This is a genomic window from Maricaulis sp. CAU 1757, assembly GCF_054482675.1.
The window spans coordinates 294,449-307,423 of the sequence record NZ_JBTLRI010000001.1; the positions used below are offsets into that span (position 1 = coordinate 294,449).

General features: G+C 66.5%; 11 protein-coding genes. 3 read left to right on the plus strand and 8 right to left on the minus strand.

What is annotated here, in order from left to right:
- Positions 1-127: 127 nt before the first annotated feature.
- On the plus strand, positions 128-3,697 hold the full coding sequence (locus tag ACXYMR_RS01425; protein ID WP_458940963.1) for a hydantoinase B/oxoprolinase family protein: 3,570 nt from the start codon (positions 128-130) through the stop codon (positions 3,695-3,697).
- Here ACXYMR_RS01425 and ACXYMR_RS01430 read toward each other — a convergent pair.
- Positions 3,694-4,263 (minus strand): cupin domain-containing protein, encoded by a 570-nt coding sequence (locus ACXYMR_RS01430; protein ID WP_458940964.1) that lies wholly within the window; start codon positions 4,261-4,263, stop codon positions 3,694-3,696. The genes ACXYMR_RS01425 and ACXYMR_RS01430 overlap by 4 nt on opposite strands.
- Before the next feature lie 221 nt (positions 4,264-4,484).
- On the opposite strand from ACXYMR_RS01430, the gene ACXYMR_RS01435 reads away from it, so the two are divergent.
- Positions 4,485-5,018, plus strand: a complete 534-nt coding sequence (locus ACXYMR_RS01435; protein ID WP_458941910.1) for a fasciclin domain-containing protein — start codon at positions 4,485-4,487, stop codon at positions 5,016-5,018.
- Positions 5,019-5,221: 203 nt separating this feature from the next.
- On the opposite strand, the gene ACXYMR_RS01440 is transcribed toward ACXYMR_RS01435, so the two are convergent.
- The 5 genes from ACXYMR_RS01440 to ACXYMR_RS01460 form a co-directional block, all read right to left on the minus strand.
- Positions 5,222-6,184 carry a toll/interleukin-1 receptor domain-containing protein gene (locus ACXYMR_RS01440; RefSeq protein ID WP_458940965.1) on the minus strand — a complete coding sequence of 321 codons (963 nt, stop codon included), beginning with the start codon at positions 6,182-6,184 and terminating at the stop codon, positions 5,222-5,224.
- Positions 6,185-6,266: 82 nt separating this feature from the next.
- Entirely contained in the window at positions 6,267-7,301 is a 1,035-nt protein-coding gene (locus tag ACXYMR_RS01445) for a succinylglutamate desuccinylase/aspartoacylase family protein (RefSeq protein ID WP_458940966.1), read from the minus strand.
- Positions 7,301-8,206, minus strand: coding sequence for a 30S ribosomal protein S6--L-glutamate ligase (gene rimK / locus ACXYMR_RS01450; RefSeq protein WP_458940967.1), 906 nt, complete (start codon positions 8,204-8,206; stop codon positions 7,301-7,303). The genes ACXYMR_RS01445 and rimK overlap by 1 nt, the downstream gene beginning before the upstream one ends.
- Positions 8,207-8,246: 40 nt before the next feature.
- Positions 8,247-8,708, minus strand: coding sequence for an ATP-dependent zinc protease family protein (locus ACXYMR_RS01455; RefSeq protein WP_458940968.1), 462 nt, complete (start codon positions 8,706-8,708; stop codon positions 8,247-8,249).
- Between the two features lie 102 nt (positions 8,709-8,810).
- A complete protein-coding gene (locus tag ACXYMR_RS01460; protein WP_458940969.1) occupies positions 8,811-9,761 on the minus strand; it encodes an ArsR/SmtB family transcription factor in 951 nt (316 codons plus the stop codon).
- A gap of 97 nt (positions 9,762-9,858) precedes the next feature.
- Between ACXYMR_RS01460 and ACXYMR_RS01465 the strand changes: the two genes are divergently transcribed.
- On the plus strand, positions 9,859-11,127 hold the full coding sequence (locus ACXYMR_RS01465) for an FAD-dependent oxidoreductase (protein ID WP_458940970.1): 1,269 nt from the start codon (positions 9,859-9,861) through the stop codon (positions 11,125-11,127).
- Here the strand turns inward: ACXYMR_RS01465 and ACXYMR_RS01470 are convergent.
- Both ACXYMR_RS01470 and ACXYMR_RS01475 read right to left on the minus strand, forming a co-directional pair.
- Complete coding sequence (locus ACXYMR_RS01470; protein WP_458940971.1) at positions 11,124-11,903, minus strand: CPBP family intramembrane glutamic endopeptidase; 780 nt, start codon at positions 11,901-11,903, stop codon at positions 11,124-11,126. The genes ACXYMR_RS01465 and ACXYMR_RS01470 overlap by 4 nt on opposite strands.
- A gap of 92 nt (positions 11,904-11,995) precedes the next feature.
- Positions 11,996-12,736 carry a helix-turn-helix transcriptional regulator gene (locus ACXYMR_RS01475; RefSeq protein ID WP_458940972.1) on the minus strand — a complete coding sequence of 247 codons (741 nt, stop codon included), beginning with the start codon at positions 12,734-12,736 and terminating at the stop codon, positions 11,996-11,998.
- Positions 12,737-12,975 lie beyond the last annotated feature (239 nt).

The following is a 12,975-nucleotide window of genomic DNA, read 5'->3' on the forward strand; positions in this document are numbered from 1 at the left end:
CTCCTCCCTGAATGATGCGTCGGGACCATACACCCGTTGAGGTCGAGTTTCGAGTCAAAACCACCTGCCCGCGATTCCACCGTCATCCCGTCTTGCATCGGCCGAGAAAAACCGCTCCCTTCGCGCCATGTCAGACAAAGCCTGGGAATTCTGGATCGACCGCGGCGGCACGTTCACCGATGTCATCGGACGCGCCCCCGACGGCCAGCTGCACGCCCTGAAACTCCTGTCGGAAAGCCCCGACTATGCCGACGCCGCCAGCGAGGGCGTGCGCCGCCTGTCGGCCGGGGCGCCGGTCTCCGCCGTCAAGATGGGCACCACGGTGGCCACCAATGCCCTGCTCGAACGCAAGGGCGCGCCGACCCTCTTCCTTGTCACCGCCGGCTTTGCCGACCTCCTGGTCATCGGCGACCAGACCCGGCCCGACATCTTCGCCCTCGACCTGGCCCGCCCGGACCCGCTCTACGACCGGGTGGCGGAAATCGACGAACGCTGCAGCGCCAGCGGCGAGGTCATCCGGCCGCTTGACGAAGCCGCCGCCCGCCGGGCCCTCGAGGTCGCCCGCGAGGCCGGCATCGACAGCGTCGCCATCGGCTTGATGCATGCCTGGGCCCGCCCCGACCACGAGGACCGCCTCGCGCAACTGGCCCGCGAGGCCGGCTTTGCCACCATCGTCCGCTCCTCCGAGGCCAGCCCGCTGGTCAAGATCGGCCCGCGCGCCTCGACCGCCGTGCTCGACGCCTATCTCTCGCCGGTGCTGCGCGATTATGTCGGCCGGGTCGACGAGGGGCTCGGCGAGACCCCGCTCTACTTCATGCAATCGTCCGGCGGCCTGGCCCCGGCGGCAGCCTTCCATGCCCGCAATGCCGTGCTCTCCGGCCCGGCCGGGGGTGTCGTCGGCATGGCCCGCACCGCACGCACGGCCGGCCATGACAAGGTCATCGGCTTCGACATGGGCGGCACCTCGACCGACGTGTCACGCTTTGACGGCGAGCAGTATGAGCGCACCGGCGAAACCCGGGTCGCCGGGCAGGTCCTGCGCGCGCCCATGATGGCTGTGCACACGGTGGCAGCCGGTGGCGGCTCCCTCCTGGTGTTCGACGGCGAACGCGCCCGCGTCGGCCCGGACAGCGCCGGCGCCATGCCCGGCCCGGCCGGCTATGGCCGCGGCGGTCCCGCCGCCGTCACCGACGCCAATATCGTTCTCGGCCGCCTGCAGCCGGACTTCTTCCCGCACGTCTTCGGCCCCGAGTCCGACCAGCCGCTCGACGTCGCCGCCAGCCGCAGGGCCCTCTCCGAGCTCGCCGGCGCCATGGGTCTGGACAGCGCCGAAGCCGCCGCCGAGGGCTTCCTTGCCGTGGCCATCGAGAGCATGGCCCAGGCGATCAAGCAGATCTCCATCGGACAGGGGGTCAATCCGTCCGCCTACGCCCTCGCGGCCTTCGGCGGCGCCGGCGCCCAGCACGCCTGCCGGGTGGCCGACGCGCTCGGCATGACCACCGTGTTGATCCACCCCTATGGCGGCCTCCTGTCCGCCCTCGGCATCGGCCTGGCGGAGATCCGCGAAACCCGCCAGGCCAGCCTCGGCCTGCCGCTCCACTCCGGGCTCGGCGATGCCACCGCCCAGATCGAGCGCCTCACCGAAGAGGCCCGCCAGGCCCTGCTCGACCAGGGGCTCGACGCCGCCGCCTTGCGCCACCATGCCGAACTGCACATCCGGGTGACCGGCTCGGACACCGCCCTGCCCGTCAGTGCCGCCGACATCGACACCATGCGCCGCGACTTCACCGCCGCTCACAAGCGCCTGTTCGGTTTCGTGCCGGAGGGCGCGCTGGAGATCGACAGTGTCAGCGTTGCCGTCGAGGCCGACCCGCCCGGCGCATCGGACTGGACCCTGCCCCTGCCCGACCCCTGCGGCACGCCGCAGCCCGCCGCCACCACCCGGCTCTACCAGGACGGCGCCTGGCGCGATGTGCCGGTGTTCCAACTGGCCGCATTCGGCGCCGGCGACCGCTGTGACGGCCCCGCCCTCGTCATGGACCCCAACACCACCATCGTGCTCGAACCCGGCTGGCAGGCGACCCGCCTCGCCGACGGCATGCTGTCATTGCACCGCCGCGCCGCCAGCACGGGTGAAACCGCCTCCACCGAGCTCGACCCGGTCCGCCTCGAATTGTTCAACAAGCGCTTCATGTCGGTGGCCGAGCAGATGGGCGTGGCGCTGGAGCGCACCGCCCACTCGGTCAACATCAAGGAGCGCCTAGACTTCTCCTGCGCCGTGTTCGACGCGACCGGTGGCCTGGTCGCCAATGCGCCGCACATGCCGGTGCACCTGGGCTCGATGTCCGACAGCGTCCGCGCCGCCACCGCCGCCCACCCCGATCTCGGCCCCGGCGACGCCGTCGCCGTCAATGCGCCCTATGATGGCGGCACCCATCTGCCCGACATCACCCTCGTCACCCCGGTGCACGACCCGGAGACGAATGAGCGCCTGTTCTACGTCGCCGCGCGCGGCCACCATGCCGATATCGGCGGCATCGCACCGGGCTCAATGCCGCCCTTCTCCACCGACATTGCCGAGGAAGGCGTGCAGTTTTCCAACGTCCTGGTCATGCGCGACGGGGAATTCCGCGAAGACAGGGTGCGCGACATCCTCGCCGGCGGGCCCCACCCGGCCCGCAAGCCCGACCAGAACATCGCCGACATGAAGGCCCAGCTGGCCGCCTGCGCCCGCGGCGCCGACGCCCTGCACCGCCTCGTCGCCGACAACGGGCTCGATGTGGTCAAGGCCTATATGGGCCACGTCCAGGACAATGCGGAGCGCGCCGTGCGCCGGGTCATCGGCGCCTTGTCGGACGGCTCGCATACGGTCCGCCTCGACGACGGCGCCGAGATCCGCGTCGCCATCACCGTCAACCGCGAGGCCGGCACGGCGCTCGTCGACTTCACGGGCACCTCGCCCCAGCGCCCGAGCAATTTCAACGCCCCGGCCTCGGTCGCCCGCGCCGCCGTGCTGTACGTATTCCGCTGCCTCGTCGGCGACGCCATCCCGCTCAATGAGGGTTGCCTCAAGCCGATCGAGCTGATCATCCCGGACGGCAGCCTGCTCAACCCGAAACCGCCGGCCGCCGTGGTCGCCGGCAATGTGGAAACCAGCCAGCTTGTGGTCGACGCCCTGTTCGGCGCCACCGGCCGGCTCGCCGCCAGCCAGGGCTCGATGAACAATTTCACCTTCGGCAATGCGGCCCACCAGTACTACGAGACCATTTGCGGCGGCTCCGGCGCCGGGCTCGACAATGACGGGCACGGCTTCGCCGGCACCGACGCCATCCACACCCACATGACCAATTCGCGCATGACCGACCCGGAAGTGCTCGAACTGCGCTACCCGGTGCGCGTCGAACATCACCGCATCCGCCCCGGCTCGGGCGGTACCGGCCAATGGCCCGGCGGCCACGGTTCGAGCCGCAAGCTGCGCTTTCTGGAGGCCATGGAGGTCGCCCTCCTGTCCTCGCGCCGCAAGGAAGAACCCTTCGGCCTCAAGGGCGGCGGCGCGGCCAGGCCGGGCCAGCAACGCGTCGAGCGCGCCAATGGCGAGACCGAGGACCTGCCCGGCCTGTTCCGCATCGAGGTTGATCCCGGCGACGCCGTCGAGATCGACACGCCGGGCGGTGGCGGGTTGGGAAAACAGCCCTAGCGCGGCGGCATGCCGTACAGCTCGGCCGCCTCGTCCGGCAGCAGGTCCATGCGGATCTCGATGCCGCGCTCGGCCGCCAGGCGGCCGACCAGCGCACCCATTTCCTCCGGCCCGGCCGGCGGCGCCGCCGCGACTTCCGCGGCCACGGCATCAAAGAAGGTCTCGAACTCGCCGGCCGACACGCCGACCAGCATCACCGCCTCGTCCTCGCCGGCATTCCAGAAGGCGTGGGCATGACCGCGCGTCATCGCGGCAAAAGTGCCCGGCCCGCCGGCCACCACCTCCTCGCCATTGAGAAAGCTCACCGTGCCGGACACGACATAGAAGAACTCGTCCTCATGGGTGTGCGTATGCGGCGGCGCGCCGGCGCTCTGCGGGGGCACGCGGAATTCGTAAAAGGCCAGCCCGTCGGCATTGTCCTCCTCCGACAGGAGCTTGTCGACCGGATGGAAGGGGACGCCGACCGCCTCGCCCTCGCCCGGCGGCACGATGACCGGTGGATGATCGTGCCCGGCGCCCGGATCGGTCACGGCCAGCATCAGGCCGGCGAGTGTCAAAAGCATCATGTCGCTCCCCCTCTTTTTGAGCTGACGCCATTAAAGCCAGCGCACCCGCCCCTCGCAAGCACGAGGCTTGCGGCCGCCCGGCGGACCCTCCCAGATTAAATCGCCGCAATCATTCATCTGATCCGGAACTCATACCGTATGAGCTTTTGTCTTGTGCACGAGACCCGACGACCCGCGGCGCCATTTTGGCGGTGCCGCTTCACCCGAACCAAGGGAGCGCCATCATGCGTCTCGTAACTCTCGCCGTCTCCGCGGCCGCCCTGATTTCCGCCCCGGCCCTGGCCGACGCCCCGTCCAAATCCGTCAAGGACCATCACGGTTCCGGCCATGGCAGCATACAGCAGGCCGACATTGTCGATACCGCGATTGCCGCCGGCAGCTTCGACACGCTGGTTGCCGCCGTCCAGGCCGCCGGTCTCGTTGATACGCTGAAGAGCGACGGTCCGTTCACCGTCTTCGCGCCGACCGACGCCGCCTTCGCAGCGCTGCCGGAAGGCACCGTCGAGAGCCTGCTCCTGCCGGAAAACCGTGATCAGCTCGCCGCCATCCTGACCTATCACGTGGTCTCCGGCGCCGTGACCTCCGACCAGCTGGCCGGCCAGACCCTGTCGGTGGAAACCGTCCAGGGCTCGACCGTCGCCATCGACGCGACCAATGGCGTCACGGTCAACCAGGCCAATGTGACCCAGGCCGACATCATGACCTCGAACGGTGTCATCCACGTCATCGACGCCGTCATCATGCCGGAAGACTAGCTTTCAAGTGGGCGAGTTCGCTACTCGCCCACTAACCTTCCAGTTCGGACTTGGGCTTCACGTCCGTCGATTTGCACTGAGAATTTCGGCAAGTCATTTTGCCCAGCTGGAGGTTTTGCGATTTGGCCTCTTCTTGCGTCCACACCTCAGCTTGCCATTCCTCTTGACATCTGAGGCAAACGTACAAAACAGACGTAGGCATATCAATCTCCCTGCAGCGGCTCTATTACAAACGACCAGATGTATTCAGACGCCCCTTCGAAACTTAACTTCTTTCCATTTTCCGCCCCAGTATGAAATCCGAGGATAGGCGTCAGATACAGCTCCACTCCGTCATCAGCCAACCCGAGCATTTCATTAATCGCTCCTGGCCTCGACGCATTTACACCGTAAGAGATGGAAATTCCCCGACCACCGATATGGTTACCCAAACGGGCCTGAATCTGAGAAACTATTGACCCATCACGGTACACTTTTAACAAAACCCGCTCGCCATTTTGCTCAGTCGAATAATCTATAGGAGAGTTTCGCGTTGATAGCTCTTCTGCACTCGCCTCCAAATATTTAGCGATGTACTCAAATCCATTTTTAAGAAAAATGTCTTTTTCGAGGTCTGAAAAATTCTTCTTTATCGTAAGATTAGCAGATTTGGGCCTATCAACCAATACGCCCTTCGGCGACCTATCCTGAGGCGACAATTCCTTTAGTTTATCCGTGCGTCCTTTTCGCTTCACCCATTCAGAGATAGCTTTCCGTAACTCGAGCGCGACGTTTGTGTAGGCCTCATCGATATCAGCCCACCTCGATATGGGCTTTCCATCAGTCGGTAACACCAGCAACTTAGCGAACTCGGCGCTTTGCCAGTCGCAACTTCTTACTATAACAGTCGCAAAAATGCAGTCTCCCTGGCCGGCGCGTTCTAGTCCACGTCGCATCTCGACAGAGAAACAATACTCCGAGCTAAGAAAATCCGATGAGATCAGCGCAATGAACAGGTCAGCTGACTCTAAATTTGCGTCGATGGTATTCCCAATGTCTTGCCCGACACGAATTTCTCGGTCGTGCCAAACGTCAATCAACCCTTCTCGCTTCATCAGAGCGAGGTGCTTTAGTATCTGTGCTTTGTATCGCTCATCCTCATGAGCGTAGGACAAAAAGGCCCGCATCTCACCCTCATTCTACGAAGGAATGACCGTCTGCAGATTCGGACAATATTGCAACCGGTGGTTAATTGGCCGCCCGCCATCCTCAAATGATCTCGTCTTCGTCGAACAGCGGATCTCGCCCCAGCGCCTCGGTGATGTGGGCCAGCGGCTCCTCGTTGCGGCGTTTCATGATCTCGGCAATGTGGAAGATCGCGTCGCCCTCATTGACGATCGGCAGCACGGTGCGGCCGACGATCAACCCGGCCGCCGGGGCCTTGACCTCGCGTTCCTTTTCGCCGAGCGGGTCGGACAGCGTGCCGATAACCTCGCCCTTGGCCACGTGCTGGCCGATCGAGCGGTGCATGCGCAGCACCCCGCCCATGGCCGCGCGCACCCACACCGACTTGTCGCTGACCTCCGGCGTCAGGGCCGGCTTCAACCGCTTGTCGGAGCGAATCATGCCGAGCTCGCCGAGTACGCGCAGCACGCCCTTCACGCCCATCCGCAGCGCCGTCTCGTCAAAGCGCAGCGCTTCGCCGCTCTCGTAAACGATCACAGGCTTTCCGAGCGCCTGGGCGGCCTCGCGCAGCGAGCCCTCGCGCAGCGCCGAGTGGACGATCACCGGGGCGGAAAACACCTCCGCCAGGCGCAGCGCCTCGGGCACCGCCGTGTCGACCCGGATCTGCGGCAGATTGGTGCGATTGACCGCGGCGGAGTGCAGGTCGACTCCGGCATCGCAGCGTCCCACCACCTCGGTCATGAACAGATGCGCCAGCCGCGCCGCGAGCGAGCCCGACGGCCCGCCCGGGAAGGAGCGGTTGAGGTCGCGCCGGTCCGGCAGATAACGCGAGTGCGAGATGAAGCCGAACGTGTTGACCACGGGCACGCAGATCAGCGTGCCGGCGATCGATTTGAGCTGGGGTGTGCGGATCAGCCGCCGGATGATCTCGACCCCGATGATCTCGTCGCCATGTACCGCCGCCGAGACGAACACGGTCGGCCCCTCGCGCTTGCCGTGGATGACATGCACATTGAGCGCCATCGGCGTGTGGTCGGACAGCACGGAGACCGGCAGGTCGATGACGCCGGTCGTGCCGGGCGCGATCGACGCCCCGGCCATTTCGAACGGCGCCCGCATCAGCCCTTGCCGCGCGTCTTGGTGGCACCGGGCACCGCGCTCTTCTCGATGAAATCGATGATCTTGGCGGCCACGTCTATACCGGTGGAGTTCTCGATACCCTCAAGGCCCGGCGAGGAGTTCACCTCCATGATGACCGGTCCGTGATTGGCGCGCAGCATGTCGACGCCGGCCACGTTGAGCCCCATCACCTTGGCCGCGCGCACCGCGGTCGAGCGCTCTTCCGGCGTCAGCTTGATCTTCGAGGCCTCGCCGCCGCGGTGCAAATTGGAGCGGAAATCGCCCTCGGCGCCCTGCCGCTTCATCGCCGCCACGACCTTGCCGCCGACCACGATGGTGCGGATGTCGGCACCGCCGGCCTCCTTGATGAATTCCTGCACCAGGATGTCCACCTTGGCGCCACGGAAAGCCTCGATCACCGACTTGGCCGAGCGCCGCGTCTCGGCCAGCACCACGCCGACGCCCTGCGTGCCTTCCAGCAGCTTGATCACCACCGGCGCGCCACCGACGCTGTCGAGCACGTCGTCCACCGAGGATGTGTCATGGGCGAAGGCCGTGACCGGCAGGCCGATCCCGGCCCGCGACAGCAATTGCAGCGAGCGCAGCTTGTCGCGTGACCGCCCGATGGCCACCGATTCATTCATCGACCACACGCCGGTCATCTCGAACTGGCGCACCACGGCCATGCCGTAATGGGTGATCGACGCCCCGATACGCGGGATGATCGCGTCGACATTCTCAATGACCTTGCCCTGATAGCGCAGCTCGGGCCGGTGCGACGCGATATTCATGTAGATCTTCAGCGTGTCGAGGATCTCGAGTTCGTGCCCGGCCGCCTCGGCCGCCTCGACCAGGCGCTGGTGCGAATACAGCTTGGCGTTACGGGCAAGCATCAACATGCGCATGACGGGTCTCCAGAGACAAATTGCCGGGCCGGTACGGCCCTCAGCGCGCCCGTTCCTTGACGGGCCAGAGGAAGGATTTCGACGGATGGACGAGAACCGAGGGTGACAGGGCGGTGCGCCCGATCAACATCCGGAATCCCATTTCATCGCGCCGGGTCAATGTCAATTCGATCGGCCATTTGCGACCGCCCAGGGAAAGGTCCGTGCGGATCACGAAGCGTTCCTGCTCGTGCCCGGTCGAACTCTTGATCTTGCGGCTTTCCAGCACGCGCGCCTCGCAGGGAATACGCGTCTTGTTGTCGTCCTGGTTGGGGTGCAGCTCGAAACTGACCCAGTTCTCGCCATCGCGGCTGAACGGCTTGATTTTCCAGGCATGGATCGCCGAGGTGCGTGCGCCGGTATCGATCTTGGCCTTGATCGGCACATCGGCCAGGCCCGGCAGCGACACCCATTCCCGCCATCCGACGATGATCGCCGGGGCCGACCCCTTGCTGCTGCTCATTCCGCCTCCCGGCACATCGCCGTGCCGCGGCCGCTTGTCCGGCCGCCATCCCCTTGGTTCTGACACAGATTTGCCGGCGGCGAAACCACGCGGCCACGCCGCTCAGTGGGCGGATACCGGCTTGCGGGCAACCCAGATCTTCATCGTCAGCTGGCCCTGGGGATCATCCGGATAAAGCGCCACCTGGTCGACCTTCTCCAGGCCCGCTTCCTCGATCCAGCCGATCATCTCGCCGTCCTCGAAGCCGAGCCGCCGGTGGAAGTGCTCCTCGCGCAGGGTCTCCAGCTGGTGCGGGGCGAAGTCGACGATGAGCAGATTGCCGCCCGGCCGCAGCACCCGCGCGCACTCGTCGACCGCCAGGCCGGGCTCTTCCAGGTAGTGCAACACCTGGTGCACGGTCACCAGGTCGGCCACATCGGACTCGAAGGGCAGCGCCCCGACATCGGCATGGCGCACCGAGCAGTGGCGCAGATTGGCGCGCTGCAGGTTGAGCCGCGCCACATTGAGCATGGAGTGGTTGATATCGACACCGATGCCGCGCTCGACGCGGTCGGAGAACAATTCCAGCACCCGCCCCGTGCCGACCCCGACATCGATCATCAGCCCGAACGGCCCGGCGCCGGCCAGCTCACGCATGGCCGCCTCGACCTTGTGATCGGCCAGGTGCAGGGAGCGGATGCGGTCCCAGTCGCCGGCGACCTGTTCGAAATAGCTCTGTGCCGCCCTCGCCCTCGACTGCTTGATGGCATCCAGCCGTGACACATCGCGGGTCAGCACCGGGTCGTCCTCGGGCACCAGATCATTGGCCATCTGCGCCAGTCGCCGGCCGCCGCCCGCATCGGTCAGCCGGTAGAACACATAGGCACCTTCCGGCAGCCGCTCGGCCAGCCCGGCATCGGTCAGCAATTTGAGGTGCCGGCTGACCCGCGGCTGGCTCTGGCCCAGCACCTGGACCAGTTCCGACACGGTCAGTTCGCCGCGCGACAACAGGGCCACCATGCGCAGGCGCGTCGGCTCGGCGAGCGCTTTCAGCTGTGTGACCAATGTGTCCATGAAATCCGTGTCAGCAAATGCACAATACGGCTTGCTTTTATCCGCATCCCCGCGAAGTTCAAACCAAACCGTGTAGCTGACGAAATCGGAGACAGACTTGGCGGGCAAGGAGATTCTGGTGATCGGCGCCGGCCTGGCCGGTGTGACCGCTGCCTGGACACTGCGCCAGGCCGGCCACAGCGTCATCGTGCTCGACGCGCATTCCGGCCCGGCCGAGGAAACCAGCTTCGCCAATGCCGGTGCCCTGACCCCGTCGGAACCGGAACCGTGGAACGCGCCCGGCGTGCACACGCGCCTCTTGGCCTCGCTGACCGACCCGCAGGCGGCGCTCAAGCTGCGTCTGCGGGCCGCGCCCGGCCTGGCCGGTTGGGGGCTGCGCTTCCTGCTCAACGCATCTCCCCGCCAGTTCGAGGCCGCCGCGCGGGCCAATTTCGCCCTGTCACGCCATTCCCTCGCCCGCACCATTGCCGTGCGCGAGGCCCTCGACCTGCGCTATGACGCGCTGGCCCAGGGCACGCTGAAAGTCTGCTCCGGCAGCGACCAGCTGGAAGCCGAAGCGCGCAATGGCGAACGCCTGGCCGATCTCGGCCTGCGTCTCGACGTGCTCGACCGCGAGGCCACCCTGGCCCGCGAACCGCTGCTCGCCGGCGTCGCCGAACGCATCGCCGGCTCCATCCACTATCCCGATGACGAGAGCGGTGATGCGCGCCAGTTCACGCTCGGTCTCGCGGCGGCCGCCGAAGCCGACGGCGTCGAGTTCGAATGGGACAGCCGGGTCAGCCATTTGCTCGACCGTGGCGGCCGCATCGTCGGCATCGCCACCGAGACGGAAACCATCGAGGTCGAGGCCGTGGTTCTGGCCACCGGGCACGAGAGCGCCAGCCTGTTGCGCCCGCATGGCCTGCACCTGCCGGTGCGCCCGGTGAAGGGCTATTCGCTGACCCTCGACATGGGCCCGCTGGAGCACCGCCCCTCCCTGCCCGTCGTTGACGCCAGCCTTCACACCATCGTCACCCCGCTCGGCGAGCGCCTGCGCGTCGCCGGCACGGCGGAGTTCACCGGCACGGAGCGCGATCTGCGTCCGGAACGCATCGCCAATCTGGAACGCCTCCTGACGGCGCTCTACCCCGGCCTGGCTCCGCAATTGCTGGAAGGGCCGCGCCAGGCCTGGGCCGGTTTCCGGCCGATGAGCGCCGACGGTCGCCCGTTCATAGGCGAGAGCCGCGCCCCCGGGCTCTGGCTGACCACCGGCCACGGCCATCTCGGCTGGACCCAGGCCATGGGTTCGGCCGATCTGCTCACCGCCCTGGTCGATGGCCGCGCGACACCCGTCGACCCGGAGCCGTTCTCCGCCAAACGCTTCTAGGGCGTCAGCCAGGCCGGCAGCCGGCCGGCCAGCGCCGCCGCGCCGAGCCCGATCCCGAGCGCATTGTTGACCATGTGCGCCACGATCGCCGGCCAGATCGAGCCGGTGCGCCAGTACAGCCAGCACAGCACCAGCGCCAGGCCGAAGGCGCTGATCACCTGCGGCGGCACCACATGCATGACCGCAAACATCATCGAGCTGATCAGCGCCGCCAGCCGGACCCCGCGATAGGCGCTCATCCAGCGAAACAGGAAGCCGCGATAGAACACTTCCTCGGCCAAGGGCGTAATCACCACCGTCATCACCAGGAAGCCCGTCGCCATCACCACCCCGCTTGCCCCGTCCAGGGCGAAGGGCGGCTGCACCAGGGGCAGCCAGCCCGGCACCCAGGCCACCATCTCCTTGGCCAGGCCGAGCCGCAGCACGAACGCCGCCAGCGCCATCACGACCGCCAGCCCGATCCAGCGCCAGGCCGCCGCTTTCAGTCCGACCGCGCTCAGCGGCAAGCGTGGCAGCACCAGTCCCGCCACGACCAGCACGCCGACCAGCGCCACCGCCTTGTTCAGCTGACCGGCCAGCAACACAGAGGCCGGCAGGCGATCGCCGCTGCCCAGATAGGCCTCAACCCCGACCGTGCGCTCGACCAGCTGGAAATGTCCGATGCTCAGCGCCGTGTAGGCCGCCATGGCCAGCGCCAGGATGAGCAGGCCATGCCAGAACCGCCAGGGCGACCCGAAGCGGTCGGTTTTGGTGCGAATGTTGGAAAGCGACGTCATGCAGGTCTCCCGAAGCGAATTCGGGAGCACGCTGGCAAGACAGAGCCGGCCTGCCCATCGACAGATGTCGGCAATGTGTCGACTGACAGGTGTCAGTCGGTCTTTTCAGCCGGCGTCTCATCCGGCGTCAGGTTGGCATTCAATGGCGCATTGTCGGAGCCGCGCAGACCAAGTTCGTGGGCGATCGGCACGGCCTGGGTGCGCCGCTCGATGCCCAGCTTGCTGTAGAGCTCGGAATTATAGGTCCGCACGGTCGAGGGCGAGAGCCTGAGAACGCGGGCGATTTCCTTGTCGGTCAGGCCTTCGGCGATGTAGCGCAGCAATTCCTTTTCCCGCCGCGTCAGGTCGTGACTGGACCGGCTCACGGCGATCGGCCCGCCACTTCGGCCGTGTCGCTGCAGCGACAGCACGGCGTGACTTTCCGGCGCGAAACGCACCGTGTAGTCCAGACCCGGCACCACCTGGTCGACCCAGAAGCGCGAGATCGGGAACAGCTCTCCGTCGAGCCTCAGATAACAGCGCCGCACGGGAAAGAGTCCGATACCCCAGCGCTCGACCAGGTCGATCGGGCCGCGCCATTCCTCCACCTTGCCCGACTTCTTGTCCTGGTGCGCCTGCCACCAGCGCCGCGGCGACCGGTGCAGCAGCCACACCCACAACAGGGCCACCGGCAGCAGCAGCACTGCGGGACTGGTCAGGAAGGTGTCGGGTTGGGTAATGGCCAGCCCGGCCAGGATGGCGGTCGCCGGCACGGCAAGCCCGAACAGGCTGACCACACCGAGTGCCTGGCGCCGCCGCCAGTTTCTCAGTTCGCGCTGTTCCTCGCGGACCACGGACCACACTCCTTCTGGGCAAGCTGTCCTCGCCCATTCATCCGGTGATCAGGAACCACCGGAAACCCTCGCAAAAAGGTCCAACCCTGCCGGCAGAGGCCTGCCGCGCCGCCGCGCGACGGGCGTCCACTGATCGGTCGATAGGACCGGCAACACACGCGACTCCACCCGACCTTGTCAACCGGAGCGTCCGGGAAGGTAACGCGTCAGACCGGAAATGGGGCTGCGTCCGCCAAAGG